We start from the raw sequence: 26,320 nt of genomic DNA, 5'->3' as shown, positions 1-26,320 counted from the left end.
GGGCCTCCGCCCGGGCCGCACTCCCCCGGCCCCTCGTCACCCCAAAGGTTCCGCCGCGTGCTCCGCCCCCGGTTTGCGCGCCAGGAAGACCGCGTGCCGCCGCTTCACCCCGTCGCCGGGCTCGCATTCCAGCCGCGCGGTGACCACCAGCCCGGCCCGCCCCAACAGGCCCACGATCTGCTCGGCCGGCAGGAAGTACGACGCGTAGGAGACCGGATGTCCCCCGTACGCCCGAGTCGGCCGCACCTGCTCGCCGTCCCCGATGTAGTCGCCCAACATGAGCCACCCACCGGGCGCGAGGGTACGGGCGAATTCGGCGAAGACCATCGGCAGGCACTCCGGTGGCGTGTGATGAATGACGAAATAGCAGAGAATCCCGCCGAGTTCGTCATTCGCGATGTCCAGCGCGGTCATCGATCCCGGCACGAACCGCAGTTCCGGATGGGCCCGTCGAGCCGACTCGATCATCCTCGGCGACAGGTCGACGCCGAAGGCGGCCAACCCCAGCGAGGCCAGATACGCGGTCACCTGCCCCGGCCCGCAGCCCAGATCGGCGACCGGCCCACGATCCGCGACCCGCACGAGTTCGGCGAACGCGCCCAACATCGAGCGCGACAACGGATCCAACTCCGCCGGCGCCTTCACCACCCGGGCGTATTCATCGCAAACAGTGTCGTACGACCGCCGAATCGCCGCCAAATAGGACGGCTCGACCATCCGATCAACCCCTTCCACCAACGCGAATCCACCGCAACAACCGGCCCGGGCCCGCCGATTCGTCGCACGCCGGCCCGAACTGCCGTTCGTCACAGTAGTCTCGGCACAACCGTGCCGGTGGTTGTCCGAAGGGTGAACCCGTGACGTCGATATCGCACAACGACGAGGACGCCTGGCGGCTGCCGCGTCTGGACGAGGTCGAGGCGGAAACCGTCCCGGCCGGGATCGATACGAGCATCCCGCACACCGCGCGGATCTACGACTATCTCTTGGGCGGCAAGAACAACTTCGCCGTGGACCGCGCGGCGGCCGAGCACATCCTGGCCGCGATGCCGGATCTGCCCACCACGCTCCGGCTCAATCGGCTCTTCCTCCAGCGCAGCGTGCGCTACGCCGCGCGGCGCGGCATCCGGCAGTTCCTGGACATCGGCACCGGCATCCCCACCGGCGGCAACACCCACGAGGCGGCACACCAGGTCGCGCCGGACGCCCGGGTGGCGTACGTGGACAACGACCCGATCGTGCTCGTGCACGGTCGGGCGCTGATGACCGACGCCGGCCCCGGACGCACCACCTTCACCCGGGCCGACCTGCGCGACCCGAAGGCGATCCTGACCGCACCCGAGGTGCTGGAGGTGATCGACTTCGCCGAGCCGGTCGCGCTGATGCTGGTCGCCATCCTGCACTTCGTCAGGGACGAGGAGAACCCGGAGCAGATCGTCGCCAAACTGCGCGACGCCCTCGCCCCGGGCAGCATGCTCATCCTGTCGCACGCGTCCTGGGACGCCGACCCCGCTCGTGGCCGGGCCGGTGCGGCCGGCTGGAAGAACGCCTCCGCCGAGATGACCATGCGCGACCACGATCGGGTCCTGGCCTTCTTCGACGGCTTCGAGCTGGTCGAACCACCCGGCATCCGCCCGCACTGGAACCCGGACGGCGAACCCGAGGATGCCTTGGACTCCCTCGAAAACGTATGGGGCTACGGCGGCGTCGGCCACCTGCGCTGAACCGCGGCACGGGTCGACGGACCCGAAGGCCCGTCGTCCCGACATCGGCCGCCGTACTCAGCCCCCGGCCGGCCCGGTCGGCCACGGCGCCTGCCCCGGCCACGGCGCGGCCTCTTCCAACTGCGCCGACAGTCGCAGCAGTTCCGCCTCGGCCCCGAGCCGACCGGTGAGCTGGATCGCCACCGGCAGGCCCGCCTCGTCGAAGCCCGCCGGCACGCTCGCCGCGGGCAGCCCCGAGACGTTGAACACCGAGGTGAACCAGGTCATCTTCGCCGCGTGCGCGTACATGCTCGCCGGGTTGCTCGTGTCCAACACCCCGAGTTCGGGTACCGGAACACCCAACGTCGGGCTCAGCCACACGTCGTGGGTTTCGAAGAACGGCGCCACCTCGCGACCGATCCGAACCACCGTCTGCAGCGCGCGGACCAGATCCTGGCCGCGCATGCCGACCGTGTTCTCGCGGATCACTCGGGTGAACGGTTCGAGGTCGTCCTCGCGCAATTCGCGGCCCAGTTCGGCGAGTCGGTCGTCGATCTGGGTGTTCGTGGCCGCCGCCATCACCTGGCCGAGGGCCCGGCCGGTCGCCGGACCGTCCCACACCGGCGCGCCCTCCTCGACCCGATGGCCCAACTCGGCGAGCAGCGCCGCCGTGCGCTCGACCGCCCGAACGGCCGCCGGGTGGGCCGGCGTTCCGTCCACACTCGCCGTCGCGAAGCCGATCCGCAGCCGCCCCGGCGCGGTGTCCAACGCGGCCAGGAAGGATCCGGCGGCCGGCATCGGCAGCGTGGCGTACGGCTCGCCGGCGACGGGGCCGGCGGCGACGTCGAGCAGCGCCGCGGAGTCGCGGACCGTACGGGTGACCGCGTGCGCCATCGCCAACGGGTAGGCCAGCGCGGACAGACCGTGGTCGTCCGGAACCCGGCCGCGCGAGGGCTTGAGCCCGAACAGGCCGCAGCACGCCGCCGGAATCCGAATCGAGCCGCCGCCGTCGTTGGCGTGCGCGGCGGGCAACATCCCGCCCGCTACGGCCGCCGCCGAGCCGCCGGAGGAACCGCCCGTCGAATGGGTGGTCCGCCACGGGTTGCGCGACGGGCCGTGCAGAAGCGGTTCGGTACTGGCGTTCTTGCCGAATTCGGGAGTGTTGGTCTTGCCCACGATCACCAGTCCGGCGCGGCGGTAGCGGGTGGCCAACTCGCCGTCCCGCTCGGCGACCGCGTCGGCGAACAACCGCGAACCGTGCGTACTCACCATGCCGGCGACATCACAGGCGAGGTCCTTCACCGCGAACGGCACACCCCGCAGCGGCCCGTCGGGCAGGACCCCCTCGGCCTCGGCCCGAGCCGCCTCGAACCGGGTGGCCACGAACGCGTGCAGCGCCGGGTCGCGCTCCTGGATCCGAGCGATCACCGCGTCGAGAATCTCGATCGGCTTGACCGTGCCCTGCCGCACGAGATCGGCCAACCCCACCGCGTCGTTGTCGTCCAGCAGTTCACCGGTGTCCATGGTGGTGCCTCGTTTCGATCGCCTCGATCGATCGCCTCGATCGATCAAATGCATGATGCAGTCAAGCAATCGAGATGACAAGGACGACAATCGACCGACCGTCGGCATGACCCCCGTCCCGACGGGAATCGCGATTCGGGGAACGTGTCACCCCCGCTGGCGGTTGAAGACCCGAGGGAGACACGATCCGGGGGCGACGCGCCGCGAGCACGGGGCGCCCCAGGACGACACGACCCGAGGCCGACACAGGGAGAGTGGACGATGGCACGTAACGTAGCGGCTCGGCGACTGGTCGCGGGCGGGCTGGCGCTGGCCGCCGCCGGGTGGGCCCTGCGGGACGTCCCGGCGGAATTCGGTGGGCGGGCCGAAGGAGAGCGGCTCGCCCGCTTTCTGCGCTCGCCGCAGTTCCACGAGGGCGCGTTCCGCAACCCGGTGCCCGCCGACCTGGTCGCGGCCGGCAGCGCACCGCAGCTCATCGGCCAGATGCTCCGCAATCGCGACGAGCGCCGCCCCGCCGCCCCCGTGCCGCTGGTCACCTCGCCGAGCACACCGCCGGCCCAGGACGGGCTGAGCGCCGTCTGGTACGGCCACGCGACCACCCTGGTCGAGATCGAGGGCCGCCGGGTGTTGTTCGACCCGGTCTGGAGCGAGCGGGTGTCCCCCACCCAACTCGTCGGCCCGCGCCGGCTGCACCCGCTCCCGATCCCCTCGGCCGCGCTGCCGACCCTGGACGCGGTGGTCATCTCGCACGATCACTACGACCACCTCGACCGGGCGACGGTACGCACCCTCACCGCCACCCAGACCGCGCCGTTCCTGGTACCCCTGGGCATCGGCGCCCACCTGGAGCGCTGGAACGTACCCGCCTCCCGCATCATCGAACTCGACTGGGAGGAGGACGCCGTCGTCGCCGGCCTGCGCTTCACCGCGACCGCGGCCCGCCACTTCTCCGGTCGCACCCTGCGCCGCAACGACACGCTCTGGGGCTCCTGGGTCGTCGCCGGCACCCGACACCGGGTCTTCTACGCCGGCGACTCCGGCTACTTCGACGGCTACGCCCGCATCGGCGCGGCGCACGGCCCGTTCGACCTGACCCTGATGCCGATCGGCGCCTACAGCCCGAGTTGGCCCGACATCCACATGAACCCGGAGGAGGCGATCACCGCCCACCTCGACCTCGGCGGCCGGGTGTTGCTGCCGGTGCACTGGGCCACCTTCAACCTGGCGCTGCACCCGTGGGCCGAACCGGTCGACCGCCTGTGGCGCGAGGCCAAGGCCAAGGACGTACAACTCGCCGTCCCCCGCCCCGGCGACCGCATCGACACCGCCACGCCGTCCCAGCCGACCCCCTGGTGGAACCTGCTCACCAACACCGCCTGACCACGCTTCGCGCCCCGTACCGGCGCGCGACCCGGAGGCGAAAGGCGGAGGAGGGCGGGGGCGGAATACGGAATACGGGGGAAAAGCCTCGGTGGAGACCTCCCGGACCGCAGTAGCATCGGCCGCCTGTGATCTCAGCGAGGGGAGCATCGCGTGCGGGCGATCGTGGGCGTGACCGTATCGGCCGTCATCCTGTTGGCGGCCTGCGACGACACCGACTCCGCGAAGGACCGAACCGCGCCCCCGCCCTCGACGACCGCACCCGGCGCGGTCGTTCCGCCGCCGGCGACATCCGCACCGCCGGCATCGACCGCCTCCGGCGCACCGAGCCCGGCGGCCCCGTCCCAGACCCGGGCGGCACCGCAGGGCCGGTCGACCGAGGCGGCGATCCAGCGCTACGAGCAGTACCTGCACGCCGTGGGCCGCGAGGACCTCACCACGGTCTGCGAAATCGCCGGCCCGGCGGCCAAGCAGGCCGAGCGGGAGGGCGCCGGCCCGTGCACCGCGTCCTTCCCGATCACCTTCCAAATGATCTCCCCCGCGCAGAAGAAGGCCCTGCAAACCGCCACGGTCGACCCCAAGCTGGTCTCGGTGCGTCCGCCCGACAAGGTGCACGTCCCGGTCGGAGCGGTCCGCGCCACCGTCCGGTTCTCCGAGAGCGGCCTCGGCGACATCACCCTCCAGTACCTCGACAACGCGTGGTACATCGTCGCCTGACCGGGGCGGGCCGACCCACTACCGCGCGCCTCGGGCCACCCGACGCGCGGACACCCGGCCGCCGACCGCGATGCCCCACGCGAGCACGAGCAACAGCGCGGCGACCACGAACGTGGCCCGCATCCCGTCGGCGACCGCCCCGCCCCGCGCCGTGGTGACGTCGTCGGTGCCCGACGCGAACGCGAACACCGCGCCCATGACCGACGTTCCGGTGATCAGCCCGAGATTGCGCGACAGGTTGAGCATCCCGGACACGACACCCCGTCGGTCCGGTGGGACATCGGCCAGCACGGCGGTGTTGTTCGCGGTCTGGAACACCGCATAGCCGGCCGTGACGACCACGATCGGCACGAGGTAGCCGGCCACGCCGAACGACGCCGGTGACATCGACAACCCGAACGCGCCGACGGCCATCGCACCGAGCCCGACCACGGTCATCCGAGTCGCGCCGAACCGGTCCGCCAGGCGACCGGCCGACACCCCGATCAGCGCGGCGACCACCGGACCGACCGACAACACGAGCCCGACCAGGGTGTCCCGCAGCCCGAGCGTGCGGGCGAGGTAGAACGGCCCGACCACGAGCGTGGCCATCATCACCGTCGACACCAGCACACTCATCGCCAGGCTCCCGCCCAGCATCGGTTCGCGGAACATCGCCGGCCGGATCAGCGGTGCGTCCGCCCTCCCCTGGGCCCGAACGAACAGCACGACCCCGAAGACGGCGGCGAGCAGCAGCGCCACGTTGAGTCGGCCGAAACGGCCGTGCCCGAGCGTCATGGCGAGCGCGTACGCCGCGAGCGTCAGCGCGAGCAGCAGCGTGCCCAGGTAATCGAAGCCGGCCCGCGCCGTCCCGGCCTCGCGTCGGTCGATCGGCAGATGGCGGTACACCAGGACCAGCGTCACCAGGCCCAGCGCCGCGTTGACGAGGAAGATCATCCGCCAGCCGGGTCCGGCCAGCAACGCACCGCCCACGGACGGGCCGAGCGCGGTACCGATCGCGGACATCGTGCCGAGCAGGCCCATCGCGCGCCCGGTCCGCGCCTTGGGCACCGTCTCGCCCACGAACGCCATGGTCAGCGCCATCATCGCGGCCGCGCCAAGGCCCTGCGCCGCCCGCGCGGCGATCAGCAGCCACAACGAGGGCGCCAGGGCGCACAGGACCGAGGCCACCGTGAACAGCAGGATCCCGGCCGACAACAACCGGCGCCGACCGAACAGATCGCCGAGCCGCCCGACGCCGACGATCACGGTCGTGATGGCGAGGAGGTAGGCCAGGACGACCCACTGCACCGCCTGGAAGGAGGCGTCGAACGTGCCGGCCAGGGTCGGCAGCGCGACATTGGCGACGCTGGTGCCGAGCGACGCAGCCAACATGGACGAGGACAGCCCGGCCAACGCCCAGCGCACCGCCGCTGCCTGCTTCGCACCGCCGGTCACCGCCTCGGTTGCCGGCGCGTCGGTCGTTCTTCGGATTGCACCGTGTGGGCTCATGCCGAGGAGGGTGTTCCGCACCGCACTCTCCCGGCAATTCTTGTTGCCATTTTCGGGACACCGGAGTGGAATGCCCCCATGGACAACGCACCGGCCCATCAAGCGGTCCTGGACGAGGTCGCGCCACGACTGCGGCGCCTGCGCGCCCACCACGGCCTCACCCTGGCCGCGCTCTCCGCGGCGACCGGCATCTCCAAGAGCACCCTGTCCCGGCTGGAGTCCGGCCAACGCCGGCCCAGCCTGGAACTGTTGTTGCCACTGGCCGGCGTCTACCACGTACCGCTGGACGACCTGGTCGGCGCGCCCGAGGTCGGCGACCCCCGCGTACGGCTGACCCCGCGCCCGCTGCCGAGCGGCGGCACGTCGGTGTCGCTGACCCGAACCCCCGGCCCGCTCCAAGCGTTCAAGATGATCATCGCCGACCGGGGCACCGAGCCGAATCTGCGCACCCACGAGGGCTACGAGTGGCTGTACGTGCTCACCGGCAGACTGCGCCTGGTACTGGCCGACCACGACCTGGTCCTCGGCCCGGGCGAGGCCGCCGAGTGGGACACCCGGCTGCCGCACTGGTTCGGCAGCGCGGACGGCCGCCCGGTCGAGATCCTCAGCCTCTTCGGCAGACAGGGCGAGCGCATGCACGTCCGCGCCAAACCGCACTCCTGACCACCGGCGGCGGCGCGTGCCGGGCACCCCGGCCACGACGCGCTCGGGGCGGTTGCGGTGCCGACGGGATTCGAACCCGCGGAAGGGGACGGGCAGGCCCGCCCGTTACCCCCTCGATCGACGCGACGGGAACCTCCGCCGCGTCGATTGCAATGGGCCGCTCTGCCACGGCACCCCAACCTGCGGAACCGCGCAATCCCGCTGGGGGTGAGCGTAGTTGCGCGGCACGCGCGGGCCACCCGATTTTTCGCCGCGGCGCACCGGGTCGGGGCCGCCCCGGAGGATCCCGGCGCGGCCCCGAGAGGCACTCAGTGGCTCGGCAACACGCACACCGAGTCGAGCCCGAGCACGTGGTTGAGCCGACCGAAGGCCAGCCAGGACCCGATCGCCATGCTCAGCTCGACGATCTCGGCCTGGGTGTAGTGCGCGGTCATCCGGGCCCAGAACTCGTCGTCCAGGTTGTGGTGGTCCACCGCGTACCGCTCGGCGTATTCGGCGGCCAACCGGGTGCGGTCGTCGAAGACCTCGGTGGTGCGCCACTCGGTGACCGCGACGTCGAAGCCGTCCTCGACCTTGTCCCCGTCGCGTTCGGTGCGCCAGTCGAGGCAGAAGATGCACCCGTTGATCTGGGCGATCCGCAGCCGCGCGGCCTCGAATTCGCGCAGGCCCAGCTTCGAGGCGTCGTAGACCTTCATCGAGAACGTGGAGGCCGCGATGCCGATCTCGGGCACCATCTCCGCCCACACGTAGGCGAGCGGGTCCTTGTCCTCGGGAATGTCGATCTGCATGGTTACTTCCTTCCGAGCTTGCCGACTGCGGGACGGAGCGGAATGTCGAGCGCGTCGTAGAGCCCGGGTTCGGCGGCGACCAGCCAGTCGATGGCGCCGACGAGTCGGCCGACCGCGGTGGCGTTCCCGCCCGCCGACCGGTTCGTGCCCTCGTCGGTGGCCTCGACCGTCACCTCGATCCGCGGGCGTCCCTCGATGACCACCCGGTGGGCCCCGTCGCCGTTGGGCGGTGTGGGCCAGTCCGGCGCGCAGGAGGGGTGGATCCGGGTCACGTGCTCGATCACGATCCGGGGCTCGCCGTCGACGATGCCCTGCACCTCGAACCGCACCGCGCCCTGCGTGCCCGCCTCGAACTCGCCCATCGTCGTGGTGCGTACCGTGCTCTCCAGCGGCCGGCGGTCCATCGTCTCCCGGATCTCGTCCAGTTCGACGCCCAACGCCCGTGCCATCAACCGGATTTGCCCGCCCCACACCATGGTCGGCATGTCCGGCCACAACATCGGCGCCCCGTAGTCCATCGGCTGCCCCATGCCGACCAGATTCCGGACCGAGTCCTCCTGGTCGTAGGTGGAGTAGTCGAAGATCTCCTGGCAGCGGATCGCGTCCACGGTGGTGCCCAACCCGCTGATCAGCAGCGGCAGTACGTCGTTGCCCCAGCCCGGGTCCACGCCGGAGACGAACAGCGACCCGCCGCCCGCCGCGATGGCGGCAAGTACCGGCTCGCGCAACTCCGTTGGGGCGTTGCGCTGGTCGTAGAGCGCGTACAGGGCGGGGGTGACCACCACGGCACCGGCCCGGATCGCCCGGACGATGTCGTCGAGCGCCTCGTCGGGACGGATGTCGCCGGACGCGGCGTACACCACCGCGCCCGGCCCGGCGGCCAGCACCGCGTCGATGTCGTTCTCGGCCGCGACACCCAACTCGTGGTCCAACCCCGCCAGTTCACCCGCATCGCGGCCGACCTTGTCGGGATTGTGCACCAACACCGCCGCGAGCTTCAGCGCCGGATGCGCCTCGACGGCGCGGATGGCCGCACGGCCGACGTTCCCGGTACCCCAGACAACCGTGGAAATCATGCGCTGGAGGGTAGCGAGGGCCCTCGACGGTTCATAGGGCCACGACCGGAAAAGATGACCGGTTGGCCGAACCCGCGTCCGACGCGGGCTCGGTCGCCGTGCCCGGACGGCTCACTGTTCGCCCAGGACCATCCACGTGTCGGTGGCGCCGAGCGGTACGAAGCCCACCTGCGCGTAGACCGCGTGCGCGTCCGCCGTGGCCAGCATCAGGCGCCGTATGCCGGCGGGCGCGAGGTGGTCCCGCACGTGCGCGGCCAACGCGGTGCCCAGGCCCTTGCCCCGGACGTCGGGCGCGATGTACACGTCGCAGAGCCAGCCGAAGGTGGCCCCGTCGGTGATCACCCGGGCATAGCCGACCTGGGCCCCGGAGGCCGTGTCGTAGACCCCGAAGTTGAGCGACCCGGCGATCGCCGTGTCCAGCTTCTCCCGCGTGCGCCCCAACGCCCAATACGCGTCGAGCGACAACCAGCGGTGGATCAGCGCGGCGTCGAGCCGGGTCGGGTCGGTCGAGATTTCGTAGCCGTCGGGCAGGTGAAAGTCCATCCCCGGATCCAACCAGCCGGCCCCTGCGGACGACCACCCGTTAATCGGCCGCCCGTTGTCCGGGCCGCGTTCAAAGTGTGGGCACCAGGGCCTCCGCGCGCGCCCGCAGGCCGGGCACCCCGTCCCGCCCGGGGGTGATCAGGCGCAGCCGGAGCAGGTGGCCTCGGCCGGGGCCGGGGGTGTCGCGTTGCAGGGTGCCGGTGACGCAGTCGAAGGTGGCCGCGTCCGTGTGCCGGACGAAGAAGGCCGGGCCGGCGATCCCGGCGAGCAGTTCGATCGCGTCGGCCAACAGGCGGGGGCTGCGCGGTCTGGCGTGCTCGACGTCGACGGCGTAGACGCCGTCCGGCAATACGGTGGCGCCGCGCAGCCGCCAGGGCGACCCGGGGAGATCACAGGCGACGCGCAGTCTGGGCAGCAGATCCGTTGCGGGATCCGCCGCCGGCCAGCCCGGCCGGGTCGTCTGCTCGGCCAACTCGTGCAAGGCGTCCCCGGGCGCCTCTTCACCCGACACGCCGAAGAAATCGTCCATGACAGTCACTGTAAGTCGAAGAGTCGTAACCGGCTTCCCCGCAGCGCCCGGGTCGACCCGCGTCGGGGCTCAGAACAGCCGGGCGGCCCTGGTGCTCTCGGATTCCTCCAGTTCGAGCAGCCGTCGCTTGCGTTCGAGTCCGCCGGCGAAGCCGGTCAGCTTCCCGTCGCTGCCGACGACGCGATGACAGGCCACGATGATCGAGATCGGGTTGTGCCCGACCGCCTGGCCCACCGACTGGGCCAGCGCCTTGTTCCCCAACCGCTCGGCGAGTGCCCCGTAGGTGGTGGTCTCGCCGAACGGGATCTCCCGGAGCATCGCCCACACCTGCTCCTGGAACGCATCGCCGTGCGTGGCGATGGGCAGGTCGAACGCGGTCCGGTCGCCGTCGAGGTATTCGGCCAATTGGGTCGCCGCCGCCGCGAGCAACGGGTCCCGGCGATGGTCGACCCGCCGGCCGAGGCTCTCCTCGGGAGGCAGGTACCAGTGTTGCGGGAAGTAGAGGCCCACGATGGCATCCTGCGCCGCCACCACGGTGAGCCCGCCCAGCGAGGTGTCGACGATCGAGTGCCGTGTGTCCATGGTGCCGATCTCCCCTGTCGCGATGTGTGTGCCCATCCTTCACCCCCGCGTCCGCCGGCCGCGCGGAGCCCGCGGGATGTGCGATCCGGCGCGGTTTGCCGAAGCGGCAAAGAAGTTTGTGACGGTGGAAAAGTCGCCACATGATCGGGGTCCGCACCCAGACCCGGGAGTTTTCATGACACGGCCTGCCCACACCGCGGCCCCCGTCCATCGGCTGATCCCCTCCCCCGCCGGCCGCATCCATCTGGTGGAGCAGGGCACCGGCCCGCTGGTCCTGCTCGTGCACGGGTTCCCCGATTCCTGGTACGGCTGGCGCCGGCAACTGGCCAACCTGGCGGCGGCCGGCCATCGGGCGGTCGCCATCGACGTCCGGGGCTACGGCCGCTCGTCCAAGCCTTCGGACGTCGCCGCGTATCGAATGCTGGAGTTGATCGAGGACAACGTCGCCGTCGTCGAGGCGCTGGGCGAGCGTTCGGCGGTGATCGTCGGGCACGACTGGGGCTCGACCATCGCCGCCGGGTCCGCGCTCGTGCGGCCGGACGTCTTTCGCGCGGTCGGGTTGCTGAGTGTGCCGTACACCCCGCCGGGCGGGCCGAAGCCCGGTGACGTGTTCGCGGCGATGGGCGGCGAGGAGGAGTTCTACGTCCGGTACTTCCAGGAGCCCGGCCGCGCCGAGGCGGAGATCGAGCCGGACGTGCGGGGGTGGCTGGCCGGGTTCTACGCCGCGCTGTCCGCCGACACGATGCCGGCCGCCGACGCGCCGGACCCGCACTTCGTCGGCCGCGGCGGCCGGTTGCGCGACCGTTTCCCCGAAGGTCGCCTGCCGGGGTGGCTCGACGAGGCCGATCTCGACGTCTACGCCGGTGAGTTCGAGCGGACCGGGATGACCGGCGCGCTCAACCGCTACCGGAACATGGACCGGGACTGGGCCGACCTCGCGGCCTACGCCGGCGCGCCGATCACCCAGCCCTCGCTGTTCCTGGGCGGCGCCCTGGACGCCTCCACCATGTGGCTGTCCGACGCGATCGAGGCATTCCCCACCACGCTGCCCGGCCTGGTCCACTCGCGGATCCTGGACGGTTGCGGCCACTGGCTCCACCACGAGCGCCCCACCGAGGTCGACCGGCTTCTGGTCGACTGGCTGGCCGGCCTACCGAGCTGACAAGTCCCTTGCCCGGAAGACGGGTTGCCGGCACGCGCCGACTCCGGCACGGGCTCGGGCGGTGAACAGACGTTCGGTGTCGACCGCGACATCCGGTGGGTCGGGCCCGGCCGAAGTCGCGGTCAGAGCACCGGGACCACCGCCACCGGGCAGTGGGCGTGGTGCAGGACGGCGTGCGTGGTCGGGCCCAACCTCATCGGCAGGGGGCCGTGTCGTCGGTGCGAGGCGACGACCACGAGGGCGCCGCCGGTGGACACGCAGACCAGGTCGCGCCCGGCCGACCCGTTCATCACCACGGTGTCCACCGGCAGTTCGGGATACTCGAACCGGATCGGATCGAGCACCGTGTCGACCATCCGGCCGCGCTCGGCGGCGATCTCGTCGACGTCGTACATCGACGGCAACATCAGGCTGGGCGCCAGGCCCGTCACCGGGAGCGCCCACGAGTGCACACCACGCAGCCCGCCCAGCCGGAGCGCCCGGTCCGCCGCGAACTCGGCGGCCGGTCCGTCCTCGGGGCCGGCGATGCCCACCACCACACCGCTCGCGTCCTCGGCCGCGTCGGCGTGCACCACCACGACCGGGCACGACGAGTGCGCACACACCCGCAGCGACACCGATCCCAGCAGCAGGCCGGTGAAGCCGCCGTGACCGCGACTGCCCATCACCATGGTGTCCGCGCGGGCGCTCGCCGCGAGCAGCGATTCGGCGGCGTCGCCCTCACGGACCGAGCCCTCCACGACCGCTCCGGCGAAGTGCGCGCGCACCCGGGCGCAGGCGGCGTCGACCAGCGCGTGTGCCCGCTCGCGCAGCTCGACCCGATGTCGGTGGCCGAGCCCGCCGACCGGCACGGCGGTGACCACGTACAGCGGTACCCGCCGGGCGACGGCGTCCTGCGCGGCCCAATCCAGGGCCCGGTCGGCGGCGGGCGAACCGTCGTGACCGACCAGGACCCCGAGAGCGACTTCGCTGTGTGTGGACGACATGACATTCACCTCGACGGGGCGCTCGGCACACGCACGGCCCGGCACGCGCATTGCCCGACACGCGCACGGCCGCGTCGCGTGGATTCTCCCGCTAGCGCGCCGCGTAGACGTTCTCGGCGAAGGCGGCGATCTGTTCCTCCGAGAGGTGTCGTGCCACGTCCGCCTCGCTGATCATGCCGACCAGGCGCTTACGCGCGATCACCGGCAGTCGACGGATCTGGTGCACCTGCATCTCGCTCAGCACCTCGGCGATGTCCGCGTCCGCGTCGATCCAGCGGGGCGTGCCCTCGCACAGCTCGCCGGCCGTGACGCGCGCCGGGTCGTGGCTGGCGGCAAGGCACTTGATGACGATGTCGCGGTCGGTGATGATCCCGCACAGCCGCTCGTTCGCGTCGCTGACCGGGAGCGAACCCACGTCGAGTCGGCGCATCAGTTGCGCGGCCCGATCCAGCGTCTCGGTCTGCGGAATCCACTGCGCGCCCTCGTGCATGATGTCCTTGGCCATGGTCATGATGGTGCCTCTCGTCAGGCCCGCCGACGGCAGCACACCGACCGCGGGCTCGGGACCACGCCGCGAGCGCCGTGACGCGGTCCTTCCATCGTCTCCGCCCCACTCCCGGTCGGCCACCCGGGTGAATGACGGCCCGACCGGAACACCCTCGATGGCGCCCGACGTGGGGTCGGGGGCGGCGGCAGGTGGGCCGGGCGGCGGACGAAGGTGCTCGGCAGACCGCGACATCGCCGCCTGTGCGGGCACCACGCCGGCGACCGTGTACCGCTATGTCGGGTCCAAGGACCGGCTGTTGCACGATGTGGTGATCGAATGGGCCGAGTGAACCGCCGCCCACCCGGGCGAGGTGACCTACCGGGGCGGCGCGGCCTTCCGGGACATCGTGCGTCGGGTGGCCCGCGATCCGGCCCTCGTCGAGGCGGGCATCGTCTCCTTCCGCGCCGGACGACCCGGGCCGGCCGGACGACGAGGGCAAGGCGCCGGCCCCGGGACACGTCCTGGTCGCCTGCCTGCTCGACATCACCTCCGGCCGCACCCACCCGGAGCAGACCTGCGCCCACATCGACACGGCGGCACACCCGATCTTCCGATGACCCGCCGCGCCGCACCCCGAACCTCCGGGCGGGTTCAGCCGATTGCGCCGGTCGACGAGCCGGTGGCGGGTCGGCGTTCGACGAGGCGGGCGAGCAGGCCGTGCCGTGGGGACAGGAGCAGGGAGAGCACGAAGACGGCGCCGGCCACCAGCGCGATGGTCGCTCCGGCGGCGACGTCGTAGTGCCGGGAGATCTCCAGCCCGGCCGACGCGCTGCCGATGCCCAGTGCGCCGGCCAGCACGGTGGTGCGGGCGAGCGAGTCGGTCCACAGTCGGGCGGTGGCGGCCGGCGCCACCAGCAACGCCATCGTGAGCATGATGCCCACCGCCGGGGTGAGCACCACGATCACGGCCTGGACGATCAGCAGGAGCAACAGGTCCAGCGCGGTCACCGGATGCCCGGCGGCACGCATGCCCTCGTGGTCGAACGCGGCGAAGGTGAGTTCCTTGGCGCACAGGCCGAGCACGAGCAGGATCACCGCCGCGGTGCCGGCCGTGACCACGAGGTCGTGGGTGTCGACGGTGACGATGGAACCGACCAGGAACGCGGAGAGTTTGCGGTCTCCGGCGGGACCGGCGGCAACCAGGGCGGCGCCCAGGGCGAAGCCGGCCGCCAGGATCACCCCGGTCGCACCGGACGCGGTCCGGCCCGGTCGTCGGGTCAGGCCGACGACGGCCAGCGACAACACCACGCCCACCGCGGCACCGCCGAGGTAGATGTCCAGGCCCAGGATCGAGGCGAGCACGACGCCGGGGAAGGTGGCATGGGTCATCGCCATGGCGTGGAAGGCCAGCTTGCGCAGCACCACCTGCACGCCGACGACGCCGGCGAGCAGACCGACCAGACCGGCCTCGGCGTAGGCGCGGTGGGTGTACGTGTCGAACCAGGTCATCGGGGGCTCCCGGTCGGCCGGGGAAGACCCGACGGGGCGGGCATTCCTGCGGCCGGTGCGTGGGCGGACGCGCGCAGGCCGCGCCGGCGGACGAGGCCGGCCGCGACCAGGGCGAGCAGGTAGGCCGCGACCAGGGTCAGGACGACGGTCGGCCCGGTGGGCAGCGCGACGTCGTGGTCGATCGAAGCGGTGTAGCTGATGATCAGGCCGAAGTATCCGCACAGCACGGCCGAGCCGACGCCGATCGTGACGATCGTGCCCAGTCGGCCGCCCAGGGTGCGGCCGATGGCCGCCGGGACCACCAGCAGCGCCAGCACCAGCGCGGTGCCGATGGTGCGGACCGCGGCGACCACGGTCAGCGCGATCACCAGGTTCAACGCCAGGTCCAGCGCGCCGACCCGGTGGCCGGCGGCGCGGGCGGCCTCGACGTCGAAGCTGCGCAGGAACAGTTCTCGGCCGAGCGCCGCGAGCACGGCCAGACACAGCACGGCGACCACCGCGGTCTCGACGATCTGCGTGCGGGAGGTGTAGAGGATCTGGCCGAACAGGAAGGTCTGCAGGTCGGCGGCATAGGAGTGGCTGCGCGAGACCACGATCACCCCGATCGAGAACATCGCGGTCAGGACGATGGCCAGCGCGGCGTCGTCGCTGGTGCGCCGGTTGCGGGTGAGCAGGGTCAGTACGCACGCGGTGATGCCCGCCGCGATCAGCGCGCCCTCGAAGACGCCGTCGGCGCCCTGGAGGGCGAAGCCGATCGCGACGCCCGGGAATACCGTGTGGGTGAGCGCGTCGGCGACGAACTCCAGTCGGCGCAGCGCGACGAACGCGCCGACGGTGCCGCACAGGACGCCCAGGATGGTGAGTTCGATCAGGGCCCGGGTCAGGTAGGGGACCCGGAAGGGCTCCAGGAGCAGGGTGGTGTCCACGGCGGCCTCAGCCCGGGGTGACGACGAGGCGCCCGGCGTCGAGTTCGAGGACCTGTCCGCCGTAGCAGGCGCACAGCAGTTCCGACGTGAGCGCGGACTCGGTTCGGGTGAAGGCGAATTGCCTGCGGTTGACCAGACAGGTCTGCTCGCACAGCCGTTGTGCCACGGCGAGGTCGTGCGTGCTGACCAGGACCGCGGTGCCGGCTGCCTTGGCCTGGGCGAGGGCGTCGATCAGGGCCTCCTGGCTCACCGCGTCGACGCCGTTGAACGGCTCGTCCAGGACCAGGATCGGCGGTTGCGCGGAGAGCGCGCGGGCCAGCAGGACGCGCTGGCGTTGGCCCCCGGACAGGGCGCCGAAGCGGGTGTTCGCGCGGTCGGCGAGGCCGACCAGGGCCAGCGCCTCGTCGGCGGCGGCCCGATCTCGGCGGCCGGGTCGCCGCAGTCGGCCGATCAGCCGGTAGCGGCCCATGAGCACCACCTGGCGTGCGGTGACCGGGAATTCCGGGTCGAGATCGGCCGCCTGCGGTACGTAGCCGACCAGCGCGCGGGCCGCGGCCGGGCGGCGCCCCGCCACGGTGACCGCGCCGGCGACCACCGGAACCAGGCCCAGGACGGCCTTGATCAGCGTGGACTTGCCGCCGCCGTTGGGACCGACCAGGGCCACCGCCTGGCCGGCCGGGACGCGTCCGTCGACCCGACTCAGGGCCGGGGTGCGGTCGTAGGCCATGGTCGCCTCGGTGAAGCGCACGGGATCCGGTGTGGTCTCGATGGGCTCGCTCACCTCAGCCCCGCAGTGCGGCGACGATGGTGTCGGTGTTGTGCGCCTCGGCCGTGAGGTAGGTGGCCCCGGCGGAGCCGGGCGCGCCGAGCGAGTCGGCGTAGAGCGAGTCGTCGCCGTCGACGACCTTGACGCCCGCCTCCCGGGCGATGGTCGCGGCGGTCTTGGGCGGCAGCGCGCTTTCGGCGAACACCGCCTTGGCGCCGGTGGCCTTGATCCTGGCCACGACGTCCTCGATCCGGCTGCCGGAGAGTTCGGCCTGGTCGTCGAAGCTCGGGATGATCGAGCCGACGAACTCCAGCCGGTAACGGTCGACGTAGTAGCCCAGCGCGTCGTGGTTGGTGACCAGTTTGCGGTTGGCCGCCGGAATGGTGTCCAGCTTGGCCCGGTTGTCGGCGTCCAGGGCGTCGAGTTTGGCGCCGTAGCCGGCGAGGTTGTTCTCGTACACCTTGGCGTTGGCCCCGTCGGCGGTGCTCAACGCCTTGGCGATGTTGGTCACCATCACCTTGGCGGCCTGCGGGTCGTGCCAGATGTGCGGATCGTACTCGCCGTGTTCCTCGTGCTTCTCGGGCTCCGCGGACTTCCCGTGTTCCTCGTGTTCCTCGTGCTCGCCCTTGCGCAACTGCACCCCGACGGAGGTGTCCACGACCGGGCCCTCGAAGCCCGCGGCCCGAACCGCCTTGGGCAACCACGCCTTCTCCATGTCGACGCCGTTTTGTACGACCAGCTTGGCCGCGCGCAGCGCGTTCAGGTCGGCCGGCGTCGCCTCGTACTCGTGGGCGCTCGCGTTGGCCTTGATCAACTGGGTCACCTCGACCCGGTCGCCGCCGATGTTGCGCACGAAGTCGGCGACCTGCGTCGTGGTCGCGACGACCTTGATCCGGGGCCCGGTACCGGCGCCGGCCGCCGGTCCGGCGGACTCGATCCGGTTCCCGCCCTTGCCGTCGTCGGTGTCCTTGTCGTCGGAGCCGCACGCGGTGAGGGTTGCGGCGGTCAGGGCGGTGGCGGCGACGGCGAACATCGCGCGGGTGGATATGCGCATGAGAACTCTCCAGGCAGGGGTGTATCGACGCATCGATCGGCGGATGTCGCCTCGATCGTCCGATAATGAAAACCATAATCATCTGAGAAACCCGTGTCCAGGCCGGGGTCGAGCGCGGCCGGGGACCGGGGAGAGCCCGGCCGGGGTCGAGCGCGGGTCGGCATCAGGCGCTCGGGTCGAGGAATTCCTCGAACGGTCGGTCACGGCGCACCGATGGCCCGGATGGGATGTGCACGGGCGACGACACCAAAAACGCCGGTGTCCCCCGGCACGGGTGGGCCGGGGGACACCGAGGTGGGGCGGGCGGGTGCTACGGCCTCGACGCCGCAGCCGGTGGTTGTGGATCGGCCCGCCGTTCGGCCGCGGCGCCGGCGGCGCCGGTCGGATCGCCCTCCGGGGTCGTTGCTTCGGCCGCGGTCCGGCCCGAAGCGGCCGTCGGCACCGGGGTGTCCGAGGTCGCGGCGGTGCCGGCGCCGGCGGCGGAACGGACGGCTTCGGCGCGCACGAGGGCGCTCATGAGCAGATATGCGTCAAGGGGCATGGCGGAATCTCCCGGGTTCGCGGGGCTGAGGAATCGAACGCGGACACGCCGGTCCGGCCACGCGCCCCGGGGGTGTCCGGCGGACGGGACCCGGACGGCGGTGGCTCGGCGGCGGTGATCGCTCAGCAGCGCAGGACGACGGTCCGGACCGGGGTCGGTCCGGGCAGGCCCGTGGCGGTACGGGCGCGCAGTTCGCCGGCCAGGGCCGGATCGGCCGGCCGGGATCCGACGGTGCCCACCGGGGCGGCGGCCGACGCGGTGGTGGAATGGTGCCGCGGCCGGGCGGTGGCCGACGTGCACGCGGGGCCGACGGCGGGGCCGTGCCGGCCACCGGTCTCGCCGGCGGGCGTGGCGCTGCGCACCGAGTGGTCGCCGGGCGGCCCGTCGCCGGGCACGTCGCCGGTGACGGACGAGGCGGCGCGGCCGACCGTGCCCACCGCACAGCGGTCCGGATCCGGCGCGACGCGGTGTGCCACGCCGGGCACGTGGGTCGCGTGCAACAGGGCCATCAGGGCGATCAGCACGATCACCCCGAACACGCCGTGCCGGGCGGAAACGCCACCGGCCGCGACCTGCCCCATCCTGACCTCCCTCGGTACCGCTCTCCGAGAGAACCTCCGATTTCCGCCGTCGGCACGGCAACGAGGCCGAACCGACCCGGATTTCACCCGATCCGGCGAATCCACCCCACCGGGGACCGCCGTATCGACGCCGATCGACCGCCGGCCGCCACCATCGGCCGCATGGACCATCCGTCCGCTTGGCCGATAGCGTCGGCCGCATGGACGACACGGCCGCACCCCACAGACCCACGCTGCGCAAGGATGCCGCGCGCAATCGGCGCCGGATCCTGGACGCCGCGCGCGAGCTGGTGCGCCGGGGCAGGCCGCCGCAGCTCAACGCGGTCGCACTGGCCGCCGACGTCGGCGTCGGCACCGTCTATCGGCACTTCCCCACCCCCGAGGCGCTGCTCGAGGCACTCGCCGCCGACCGGTTCGCGGAGTTGATCCAGCACGCCCGCCGGGCCGCCGAACTGCCGGATCCGCGGCAGGCGCTACGGGGCTTCCTGGCCGCCGCGCTGACCGCCTACGCCCAGGACGAGGCGTTCACCGCGGCCGCCTTCGGCCCCGACGCCGCCACCACCGAAACCGTGGAGCTGCGCGACCATCTGCTGCGCGCGACCGGCGAGCTGCTGGCTCGTACGGCCGGCGCCGAGGCGCTGCGCCCGCCCCTGGGCCCCACCGACCTCCAGCTCATGCTCTGCGGCCTGGGCTTCGCCATCCGGCACTCCCCGCACCGGAACGACCCCGAGTCGGCGACGCGCTACCTGGACGCGCTCCTGGACGGCGCCCTGGTCGCGGCGGCGGGAGATGCGACCGACTGACGCCGGGAGGGGCTGTGGCAGGGTCGGGGCATGCCCTTCGATCACAACGACCACTATCATCCGCTGCTGTTGCGCCAGGTGCCGAGGAACAGTCGCACGGCGTTGGACGTGGGCTGCGGCACCGGGCGGTTCGCGCGCCGGCTCGCCGCCTCGGGCATCGCGGTCGACGCGATCGATCCGGCCGAGGAGGCAATCGCCGAGGCCCGTCGTCCGACCCGGGCCACGCCGAGTGCGCCGCGTCCACGCTTCCGGTGCGCCGACGTCACCGAAATCGAACTGCCGGCCGGGCACTACGACTTCATCTCGTGCCTGGCGAGCATCCACCACGTCCCGTTCGACACCGTCGCCGGCCTGCGCGACGCGCTCGCGCCGGGTGGGGTCCTGGTGATCCTGGGTTGCCACCCCGAGCACACCCCGCTCGACTGGGCGTACAGCCTGGCCGCCGTCCCGATCAACGCCGCCGCGCGGCTCGTCGTGGCGGCGAAGGAGCGACGCGGCGGGCGCGCCGGCGCACCCGAGCCGGCCACCACCGCGCCGGTGCGTCCGCCGACGATGCCGTTGCCGCTGATCCGGCGGGAGGCCGCGGCGCTGTTGCCCGGCTGCACGGTGCGCCGCTTGCTCTTCTGGCGCTATCTGCTCGTGTACCGCGCCCGGGGCTGACCAGCGCCGTCCGCGGGAATCCTGATCCGACACGGTCGGGCCGGGGCGGCGTATTATAGCTCTGGAACGGAAAACCGCCGGCGCCCCGGGATCCGAGCCCCCACGACACCTCGTCTGGCTCGTGTGCCAGGCGGCCCAGCGGGTCGGTCACCGGCGCCTTCGGCGCGACCGGCCGCCGGGCCACACAATCGACAGTGCCGGGTGGTGGTCTGGAGGAGTCATGCGCCGCACTGGCGATTCGACATTGTTGATGGAACCCGACGCCCTGCAGTGTGCGCTGTTCGGCGTGCAATTCCCGGCCCGGCCGGCAGCCCTGACGGCGGCGGCCGCGACGAACGGCGCCGCGGCCTGGGTCACCCGGGCGTTGGCGATGTTGCCGGAACGCCCCTACGAGGGGCCGAACCAGGTCTGCATGGCCCTGTGCGGCCGACACGCGGCCATGGACCCGGGCCTGTGACACCGCCCGGGGCGGACGAGGCGGCGGCCGGGTCCCCGGGTGTCGCCGTCCGGCGTCGTGCCGTCGCTCACCGTCGCACGGTCGCGGGGGCCTCGACCTCCAGGTGACGCCGCCCGGCGCGACCCCGGTACTCCAGCACCACCCAACCGAGCCCGCCCAGCACCCGCGCGCACTCGCGCAGCGCCGTCTCCGCCTCGTGGCGTGCACCGCTCCCCCTCGGGCCCGGCCACTCCACCCGGACCACCGCGGGATGCTCGGTCGCGGTGACGCAGTAGCCGGTCGCGGTGCGTTCGCCCCGCTCGTCGACCGCCGACGGCGGCACCCCGGCCGCCTCCAACGACAGGCCGATCGCCCGCACCATCCGCACCCGCTCCCACTCGGCGGGCACCGAACCCGGATCGGCAACCGCCGTGTTCACCACCGCGCGAATGCGCAGCAACGCGTCGAACGCGTCCCGCACCGCCGCCGCCCGCTCCGCCGTCCCCGCGCCGGGCGCCGCCGCCGGCCGCACCTCGGCACCGGTCGCCGGCTCGAAGCCGCCCGCCGCTTCCGAAGAGACCATGCCCCCAGCGTAGGTGCGCGCCCGGACCCGCGACCCCGGCACCGGCCGGGGTCGCGGGTCCGGCTCGGGGTCGGCCGGTGCGGTCGCGGCAGGACTGGGCGGGTTGCCGGTGGTCGGCCGCGATCCGGTAGGCGGCGACCAGGAGCGGCAGCGAGTCGCTCGCGGCCTGGTTGATCGTGCCGGTGAGGGACAGTCGGCGGGCCGGGGCGTAGAGCTGGAAGGCGCCGAAGAAGCCCTGGTGCACCCAGACTTCCTCACCGTCCAGGACGAACCGCCGGATTCCCATGGCCAGTTGTCCGTCCGGCCCGGGTGTGAGCATGGCTCGCAGGGTGCGCGGGTCGCGGAACAGGCGTCCCTCGAACAGGCCCCGGACGAACCGGGTGAGGTCCGCCGACGTGCTCACCAGCCCGCCTCCGCCGAAGGTGTCGAACGTGGGGTTGCAGTCGCGCGTGTCGACGTCGCCGATGTAGGCATGCGAGAGCGGCGCGGCGCGCGGGCGTTCCCAGTGTTCGAGACAGGTGTCGCGCATGCCCAGCGGATCCAGCACCAGGTCACGGTAGACCCGGTGCAGCGGTCGTCCGGTCACCCGCTCGATCACGAAGCCGGCGAGCACGTAACCGGTGTCCTGGTAGTGCGAGCCGGCCCCGGGCGGGAAGTACGGACTGCCGTGCGTGATCGCGTATTCGACTGCCGGACTGAAGACATGCCGCTCGATCCGCCGTTCGATCCGCCGACCTTCGCCAAAATGTGCCGATACGTCGACCTTCGTTGACCGGATGCCGATCCCGGTGTGAGGGTTCCCTCGCTCGGGCGACGAACCCGGCGCAGTGGTGGTCGGATTCGTGGTCGGGGCGTCCTTCAACCCGAGGAGCCTCGATGAATCGCAGAAAGCTGACGATCGGGTCGGTCCTGACCCTGCTCGCCGGCCTGGTGATCGGCACCACCACCCCATCGAACGCGACAGCACCACCGACCCCCTTTTCCGCCGCCGCTCGCACGGCGGCGATCGACGCGGCCGACCGGGCCGTCGCCGCCGGCCCGAACGCACTGGCCAAGGTGCCCGGAGAAAGCTATCTGCGGAGCCTGGTGACGCCGTGGGTGGACAACCTCTATTCGATCGCCTACACCCGCACCTACCGCGGCCTGCCCGTCGTCGGCGGCGACGCCGCCGTGTTGGCCGACGGCACCGGCACGGTCCACGTCGTGGAGCCGGGCAGCGCGGTGCCCGCCGACGTCCCGACCGAGCCGACCGTCCCCGCCGCCGTCGCCGAGAGCACCGCCCGGACCCGCCTGGCCGCCGTCGACCGGGTCGACGCACGTCGCCTGGTGGTGCGGGTCGGTCCGGACGCCACTCGACTGGCCTGGGAAACCGTGCTGATCGGCCGCACCGACTCGGCGCCCGGCAAACTGCACGTGTTCGTCGACGCCCGCACCGGCGCGGTGCTCGACTCCTACGACGACGTGCGCGCCGGCACCGGCCACAGCAAGTGGAACGGCCCCGACCCGATCACCATCACCACGGCCGGCTCCGGCGGCAGCTACTTCATGCAGGATCTGACCCGCCCCGGCCTGAGTTGCGCGAGGTTCAACGCCGGCGTGCTCACCAAGCCCGTCGACGACTGGGGCACCGGCAATCCCACCAGCATCGAGACCGGCTGCGTCGACTCCATGTGGGCCGCGCAGAAGGAATGGGACATGCTGCGCACCTGGCTCGGCCGCAACGGGCACAACGGCACCGGCGGCACGTGGCCGGTGGTCGTCGGATTGAACCAGGTCAACGCCTACTTCGACGACACCAAGGTGGTCATCGGCCACGACAACAGGGGCCAGTGGTTGGGCGCGATGGACGTCGTGGGCCACGAGTACGCGCACGGCATCGACAAGACCAGCCCCGGCTACCCGTTCGCGGCCCCGGGCTTGTTCGAGGGCACCGGCGACATCTTCGGCGCACTCACGGAGGCATACGCCAACGAACCCCCGCCGTTCGACGTCCCGGACTACACCGTCGGCGAGATGGTCGACCTGGGCTCCAACCCGCTCCGCTACATGTACAACCCCTCCCTCGCCGGTGACCCGAACTGCTACGCGAGCACCATGCCGCCGGAGCCGCACCGGGCGGCCGGTCCGCTGAACCACTGGTTCTACCTGCTCGCCGAGGGCAGCAATCCCGGCGGCGGCAAGCCCGTCAGCCCGACCTGCAACAACACCACCCTCACCGGGGTCGGTATCCAACCGGCCGGCAAGGTCTTCTACGGCGGCCTGCTGCTCAGGACGAGCGGCACGAACTACCCGAAGGTACGGCGGCAGACCCTGTACGCGGCCAAGGCACTCGACCCCACGTGCGCCCTGTTCAAGAAGACCAGGGACGCCTGGAACGCGGTCGGCGTGCCGGCGACGGCCGGCGACCCCACCTGCCCCTGACCCGTGATCCCGCGCCTCCCGCGCCGTCGAGGCGGCGCGGGAGGCGCGGGAGGCGGGTGACCGCGCGACCGGAACGCCGGGGTCCACGATTTCGCCAGTATTTGCTGGCCTCGCCGGATCCCTTCGCTCGGGACACGTGGCCGTGTGAGTGTTTCGCTCGCTCGGGCACGAACCCCGGCGTGCACGGTCGGCCGCAACGCCCATAAGGCGCGCGGCACAAAGCCGGATTCGTGGTCGAGGTTTGCCTTCCACTCAAGGAGCCTCGATGAATCGCAGAACGACCACGGCCGGGACCGTCCTGGCCATGCTCGCCGGTTTGGCGATCGGCACGGTTGCTCAGCCGGCCGCCGCCGACCCGCCTCCCCCTCCCGGCTCGCAGTCCCTGGCGGTCTCCGCCGCCGACCGGGCCGCGGCCAGCGGTCTGGACACCCTCGCGAAGGGTCCCGACGAGGAGTACCAGCGGCAGTCGGTGACCCCGTGGGTCAACGACCTGTACTCCGTCTCCTACCAGCGCACCTACCGCGGCATCCCGGTGGTCGGCGGCGACGCCGTCGTGCTCACGGACGGCCGGGGCCGGGTCCGGGCGACCCAGTCCTCGACCGACGCCCGAATAAACGTCCAGGTGCAACCCGTGGTGGCGGCCGGCGCGGCCGAGGCCACCTCCAAAACCAGGCTCGCGGTCGTGGACAAGGTCGAGTCGCACCGCCTGGTCGTCCGGGTCAAGGACGACAAGAGTGCGCTGGCCTGGGAAACCGTGCTGGTCGGTCGTACCGCGACCGCGCCCAGCAGGCTGCACGTGTTCGTCGACGCGAGCACGGGCACGGTGCTCGACACCGTCGACGACGTCAAGGCCGGCACCGGCAACAGCCAGTGGAACGGCCCGAATCCGCTCACCATCGACACCACCAACTCCGGTGGTTCGTATTCCCTGCGCGACCCGAACCGTCCCGGCCTGACCTGCTCCGACTACAGCAGCGGCCAGGTCTTCACGAAGTCCAGCGACTCGTGGGGCAACGGTCAGGCGTCCAGCAAGGAGACCGGCTGCGTCGACGTCATGTGGGCGGCGCAGAAGGAATGGAACATGCTCCGCGACTGGCTCGGTCGCAACGGGCACAACGGCAACGGCGGGAGCTGGCCGGTCAAGGTCGGCCTCAACGACGTCAACGCCTACTGGGACGGCTCGTCCATTTCCATCGGCCACAACCAGTCGAACCAGTGGATCGGCTCGATGGACGTCGTCGGCCACGAGTTCGGCCACGGCATCGACCAGAACACCCCCGGCGGCACCAGCGGCGAAGCCGGACTCGGTGAAGGCACCGGCGACATCATGGGTGCGCTGACCGAGGCGTACACCAACGAGCCCTCGCCGTACGACGTCCCCGACTACACCGTCGGCGAGACCGTCAACCTGGTCGGCCAGGGCCCGATCCGCTACATGTACAAGCCCTCCACCAACGGCGACCCGGACTGCTACAGCTCCTCGATCCCGAGCACCGAGGAGCACGCGGCGGCCGGCCCGCTGAACCACTGGTTCTACCTGCTGGCCGAGGGCACCAACCCCGGCGGCGGCAAGCCCACCAGCCCCACCTGCAACAGCAGCACCCTGACCGGCGTCGGCATCCAGCAGGCCGGCAAGGTCTTCTACGGCGGCATGCTGCTCAAGACCAGCGGCATGACCTACAAGAGGTACCGGACCGCGACGCTCAACGCGGCCAAGACCCTCGACTCCACCTGCGCGCTGTTCAACAAGACCAAGGCGGCCTGGGACGCGGTCAGCGTGCCGGCCCAGACCGGTGACCCGACCTGCACCGGCAACCCGGGTCCGGACTTCTCGATCAACGTCAACCCGACCTCGGGCACCGTGGTACCCAACGCGTCCGTCTCGATCAACGTGGGCACCACCACCACCCAGGGCACGGCGCAGAACGTCGCGCTGACCGCCTCCGGTCTGCCCAACGGCGTGACCGCGCAGTTCAACCCGAGCACCGTGCAGTCCGGCGGCAGCTCGACCCTGACCCTGTCCGCCGGTGCGAACCCGACGGCCGGCACCTTCACGGTGACGGTGACCGGTACCGGCGCAGTCACCCACACCGCCCAGTACACCTTGACGGTGACCGGTCCGGGCAACCCGACCGATCCGCCGAACATCAGTGTGACCAACGTCCAGGCGCACCTGACCCAGCTCAACCAGATCGCGTCGCAGAACGGCGGCAACCGCCGCGCGGGCAGCGCGGGTTACACGGCCTCCGTCGCCTACGTCAAGGGCAAGCTCCAGGCCGCGGGCTTCACCGTCAGCGAGCAGACCTGCACCTCGTGCACCTACCGCTCCAACAACCTGATCGCCGACTGGCCCGGCGGCCCCGCCGACTCGGTCGTCATGTTCGGCGCCCACCTCGACAGCGTCTCCGC

At 71.9% G+C, this 26,320-nt stretch carries 28 protein-coding genes, 1 tRNA gene and 1 pseudogene; 11 read left to right on the top strand and 19 right to left on the bottom strand.

Going from position 1 to position 26,320, the window contains the following annotated elements; translation table 11 throughout:
- Window positions 1–36 precede the first annotated feature (36 nt).
- Complete coding sequence (locus ACH4U8_RS07045) at window positions 37–717, bottom strand: class I SAM-dependent methyltransferase (RefSeq protein WP_379990768.1); 681 nt, start codon at window positions 715–717, stop codon at window positions 37–39.
- A gap of 140 nt (window positions 718–857) precedes the next feature.
- On the opposite strand from ACH4U8_RS07045, the gene ACH4U8_RS07040 reads away from it, so the two are divergent.
- A complete protein-coding gene (locus tag ACH4U8_RS07040) occupies window positions 858–1,724 on the top strand; it encodes an SAM-dependent methyltransferase (RefSeq protein WP_395776025.1) in 867 nt (288 codons plus the stop codon).
- 57 nt (window positions 1,725–1,781) lie between these two features.
- Here the strand turns inward: ACH4U8_RS07040 and ACH4U8_RS07035 are convergent, their stop codons facing one another.
- Window positions 1,782–3,227 carry an amidase gene (locus ACH4U8_RS07035; protein WP_395776024.1) on the bottom strand — a complete coding sequence of 482 codons (1,446 nt, stop codon included), beginning with the start codon at window positions 3,225–3,227 and terminating at the stop codon, window positions 1,782–1,784.
- 261 nt (window positions 3,228–3,488) lie between these two features.
- Here ACH4U8_RS07035 and ACH4U8_RS07030 point away from each other — a divergent pair, with 261 nt between their 5' ends.
- Both ACH4U8_RS07030 and ACH4U8_RS07025 read left to right on the top strand, forming a co-directional pair.
- A complete protein-coding gene (locus tag ACH4U8_RS07030; protein ID WP_395776023.1) occupies window positions 3,489–4,607 on the top strand; it encodes an MBL fold metallo-hydrolase in 1,119 nt (372 codons plus the stop codon).
- A gap of 153 nt (window positions 4,608–4,760) precedes the next feature.
- Window positions 4,761–5,324, top strand: a complete 564-nt coding sequence (locus ACH4U8_RS07025; RefSeq protein ID WP_360320828.1) for a hypothetical protein — start codon at window positions 4,761–4,763, stop codon at window positions 5,322–5,324.
- A gap of 18 nt (window positions 5,325–5,342) precedes the next feature.
- Here ACH4U8_RS07025 and ACH4U8_RS07020 read toward each other — a convergent pair whose 3' ends face one another.
- Entirely contained in the window at window positions 5,343–6,815 is a 1,473-nt protein-coding gene (locus ACH4U8_RS07020) for an MFS transporter (RefSeq protein WP_395776022.1), read from the bottom strand.
- 78 nt (window positions 6,816–6,893) lie between these two features.
- Between ACH4U8_RS07020 and ACH4U8_RS07015 the strand changes: the two genes are divergently transcribed.
- A complete protein-coding gene (locus ACH4U8_RS07015) occupies window positions 6,894–7,478 on the top strand; it encodes a helix-turn-helix domain-containing protein (RefSeq protein ID WP_395776021.1) in 585 nt (194 codons plus the stop codon).
- 55 nt (window positions 7,479–7,533) lie between these two features.
- On the opposite strand, the gene ACH4U8_RS07010 is transcribed toward ACH4U8_RS07015, so the two are convergent.
- The 6 genes from ACH4U8_RS07010 to ACH4U8_RS06985 all read right to left on the bottom strand — a co-directional run bounded on the left by ACH4U8_RS07010 (window position 7,534) and on the right by ACH4U8_RS06985 (window position 10,996).
- Window positions 7,534–7,653: transfer RNA gene (locus ACH4U8_RS07010), tRNA-OTHER, on the bottom strand.
- Window positions 7,654–7,786: 133 nt separating this feature from the next.
- A complete protein-coding gene (locus ACH4U8_RS07005) occupies window positions 7,787–8,266 on the bottom strand; it encodes a carboxymuconolactone decarboxylase family protein (protein WP_360320819.1) in 480 nt (159 codons plus the stop codon).
- Window positions 8,267–8,268: 2 nt separating this feature from the next.
- Complete coding sequence (locus tag ACH4U8_RS07000) at window positions 8,269–9,342, bottom strand: dihydrodipicolinate reductase (protein WP_360320816.1); 1,074 nt, start codon at window positions 9,340–9,342, stop codon at window positions 8,269–8,271.
- Window positions 9,343–9,453: 111 nt separating this feature from the next.
- Entirely contained in the window at window positions 9,454–9,885 is a 432-nt protein-coding gene (locus ACH4U8_RS06995; RefSeq protein ID WP_360320813.1) for a GNAT family N-acetyltransferase, read from the bottom strand.
- A 70-nt stretch (window positions 9,886–9,955) separates the two neighbouring features.
- Window positions 9,956–10,414, bottom strand: coding sequence for a hypothetical protein (locus ACH4U8_RS06990; RefSeq protein WP_395776020.1), 459 nt, complete (start codon window positions 10,412–10,414; stop codon window positions 9,956–9,958).
- 69 nt (window positions 10,415–10,483) lie between these two features.
- A complete protein-coding gene (locus ACH4U8_RS06985) occupies window positions 10,484–10,996 on the bottom strand; it encodes a methylated-DNA--[protein]-cysteine S-methyltransferase (RefSeq protein ID WP_360320807.1) in 513 nt (170 codons plus the stop codon).
- A 175-nt stretch (window positions 10,997–11,171) separates the two neighbouring features.
- Between ACH4U8_RS06985 and ACH4U8_RS06980 the strand changes: the two genes are divergently transcribed.
- On the top strand, window positions 11,172–12,158 hold the full coding sequence (locus tag ACH4U8_RS06980; RefSeq protein WP_395776019.1) for an alpha/beta fold hydrolase: 987 nt from the start codon (window positions 11,172–11,174) through the stop codon (window positions 12,156–12,158).
- Between the two features lie 122 nt (window positions 12,159–12,280).
- Here ACH4U8_RS06980 and ACH4U8_RS06975 read toward each other — a convergent pair whose 3' ends face one another.
- Together ACH4U8_RS06975 and ACH4U8_RS06970 are read right to left on the bottom strand one after the other, a co-directional pair.
- Entirely contained in the window at window positions 12,281–13,144 is an 864-nt protein-coding gene (locus ACH4U8_RS06975; protein ID WP_395776018.1) for a universal stress protein, read from the bottom strand.
- A gap of 91 nt (window positions 13,145–13,235) precedes the next feature.
- Window positions 13,236–13,655: a CBS domain-containing protein gene (locus ACH4U8_RS06970; protein WP_395776017.1), complete on the bottom strand. Its 420-nt coding sequence runs from the start codon at window positions 13,653–13,655 to the stop codon at window positions 13,236–13,238.
- A gap of 151 nt (window positions 13,656–13,806) precedes the next feature.
- Between ACH4U8_RS06970 and ACH4U8_RS06965 the strand changes: the two genes are divergently transcribed.
- The gene (locus ACH4U8_RS06965) at window positions 13,807–13,980 is read left to right on the top strand and encodes a TetR family transcriptional regulator (protein WP_395776016.1); all 174 of its coding nucleotides are present in this window, start codon (window positions 13,807–13,809) and stop codon (window positions 13,978–13,980) included.
- Window positions 13,981–14,282: 302 nt separating this feature from the next.
- Here ACH4U8_RS06965 and ACH4U8_RS06960 read toward each other — a convergent pair whose 3' ends face one another.
- The 6 genes from ACH4U8_RS06960 to ACH4U8_RS06935 form a co-directional block, all read right to left on the bottom strand.
- Complete coding sequence (locus ACH4U8_RS06960; RefSeq protein ID WP_395776015.1) at window positions 14,283–15,140, bottom strand: metal ABC transporter permease; 858 nt, start codon at window positions 15,138–15,140, stop codon at window positions 14,283–14,285.
- Entirely contained in the window at window positions 15,137–16,066 is a 930-nt protein-coding gene (locus ACH4U8_RS06955; protein WP_360320789.1) for a metal ABC transporter permease, read from the bottom strand. Before ACH4U8_RS06955 ends, ACH4U8_RS06960 begins: the two co-directional genes overlap by 4 nt.
- 7 nt (window positions 16,067–16,073) lie before the next feature.
- Window positions 16,074–16,847, bottom strand: a complete 774-nt coding sequence (locus tag ACH4U8_RS06950) for a metal ABC transporter ATP-binding protein (protein ID WP_395776014.1) — start codon at window positions 16,845–16,847, stop codon at window positions 16,074–16,076.
- 1 nt (window position 16,848) lies between these two features.
- Window positions 16,849–17,886 carry a metal ABC transporter substrate-binding protein gene (locus tag ACH4U8_RS06945; protein WP_395776013.1) on the bottom strand — a complete coding sequence of 346 codons (1,038 nt, stop codon included), beginning with the start codon at window positions 17,884–17,886 and terminating at the stop codon, window positions 16,849–16,851.
- 310 nt (window positions 17,887–18,196) lie between these two features.
- Complete coding sequence (locus ACH4U8_RS06940; RefSeq protein ID WP_360320780.1) at window positions 18,197–18,427, bottom strand: hypothetical protein; 231 nt, start codon at window positions 18,425–18,427, stop codon at window positions 18,197–18,199.
- Between the two features lie 122 nt (window positions 18,428–18,549).
- Complete coding sequence (locus ACH4U8_RS06935; protein ID WP_395776012.1) at window positions 18,550–19,008, bottom strand: hypothetical protein; 459 nt, start codon at window positions 19,006–19,008, stop codon at window positions 18,550–18,552.
- Window positions 19,009–19,208: 200 nt separating this feature from the next.
- Here ACH4U8_RS06935 and ACH4U8_RS06930 point away from each other — a divergent pair, with 200 nt between their 5' ends.
- The 3 genes from ACH4U8_RS06930 (at window position 19,209) to ACH4U8_RS06920 (ending at window position 20,928) form a co-directional block, all read left to right on the top strand.
- Window positions 19,209–19,811, top strand: a complete 603-nt coding sequence (locus ACH4U8_RS06930) for a TetR/AcrR family transcriptional regulator (RefSeq protein WP_395776011.1) — start codon at window positions 19,209–19,211, stop codon at window positions 19,809–19,811.
- Between the two features lie 30 nt (window positions 19,812–19,841).
- Window positions 19,842–20,471 (top strand): class I SAM-dependent methyltransferase, encoded by a 630-nt coding sequence (locus ACH4U8_RS06925; RefSeq protein ID WP_395776010.1) that lies wholly within the window; start codon window positions 19,842–19,844, stop codon window positions 20,469–20,471.
- Between the two features lie 220 nt (window positions 20,472–20,691).
- On the top strand, window positions 20,692–20,928 hold the full coding sequence (locus tag ACH4U8_RS06920; RefSeq protein WP_360320768.1) for a DUF2795 domain-containing protein: 237 nt from the start codon (window positions 20,692–20,694) through the stop codon (window positions 20,926–20,928).
- A gap of 67 nt (window positions 20,929–20,995) precedes the next feature.
- Here the strand turns inward: ACH4U8_RS06920 and ACH4U8_RS06915 are convergent, their stop codons facing one another.
- Complete coding sequence (locus ACH4U8_RS06915; RefSeq protein WP_395776009.1) at window positions 20,996–21,490, bottom strand: hypothetical protein; 495 nt, start codon at window positions 21,488–21,490, stop codon at window positions 20,996–20,998.
- A gap of 217 nt (window positions 21,491–21,707) precedes the next feature.
- Window positions 21,708–22,442, bottom strand: a pseudogene (locus tag ACH4U8_RS06910) (serine hydrolase domain-containing protein); the annotation flags it as partial.
- On the opposite strand from ACH4U8_RS06910, the gene ACH4U8_RS06905 reads away from it, so the two are divergent.
- Window positions 22,367–23,911: a M4 family metallopeptidase gene (locus ACH4U8_RS06905; protein ID WP_395776008.1), complete on the top strand. Its 1,545-nt coding sequence runs from the start codon at window positions 22,367–22,369 to the stop codon at window positions 23,909–23,911. The pseudogene ACH4U8_RS06910 and the gene ACH4U8_RS06905 sit on opposite strands and share 76 nt — an antisense overlap.
- Before the next feature lie 265 nt (window positions 23,912–24,176).
- On the top strand, window positions 24,177–26,320 hold a 2,144-nt coding region (locus ACH4U8_RS06900; protein WP_395776007.1), incomplete at its 3' end, for a M4 family metallopeptidase.

It is taken from the genome of Embleya sp. NPDC020886, from assembly GCF_044333915.1.
Taxonomy (GTDB): domain Bacteria; phylum Actinomycetota; class Actinomycetes; order Streptomycetales; family Streptomycetaceae; genus Embleya.
The sequence above is the reverse complement of the archived record's forward strand: the minus strand, read 5'-3'. Positions and strand labels throughout refer to the sequence as shown.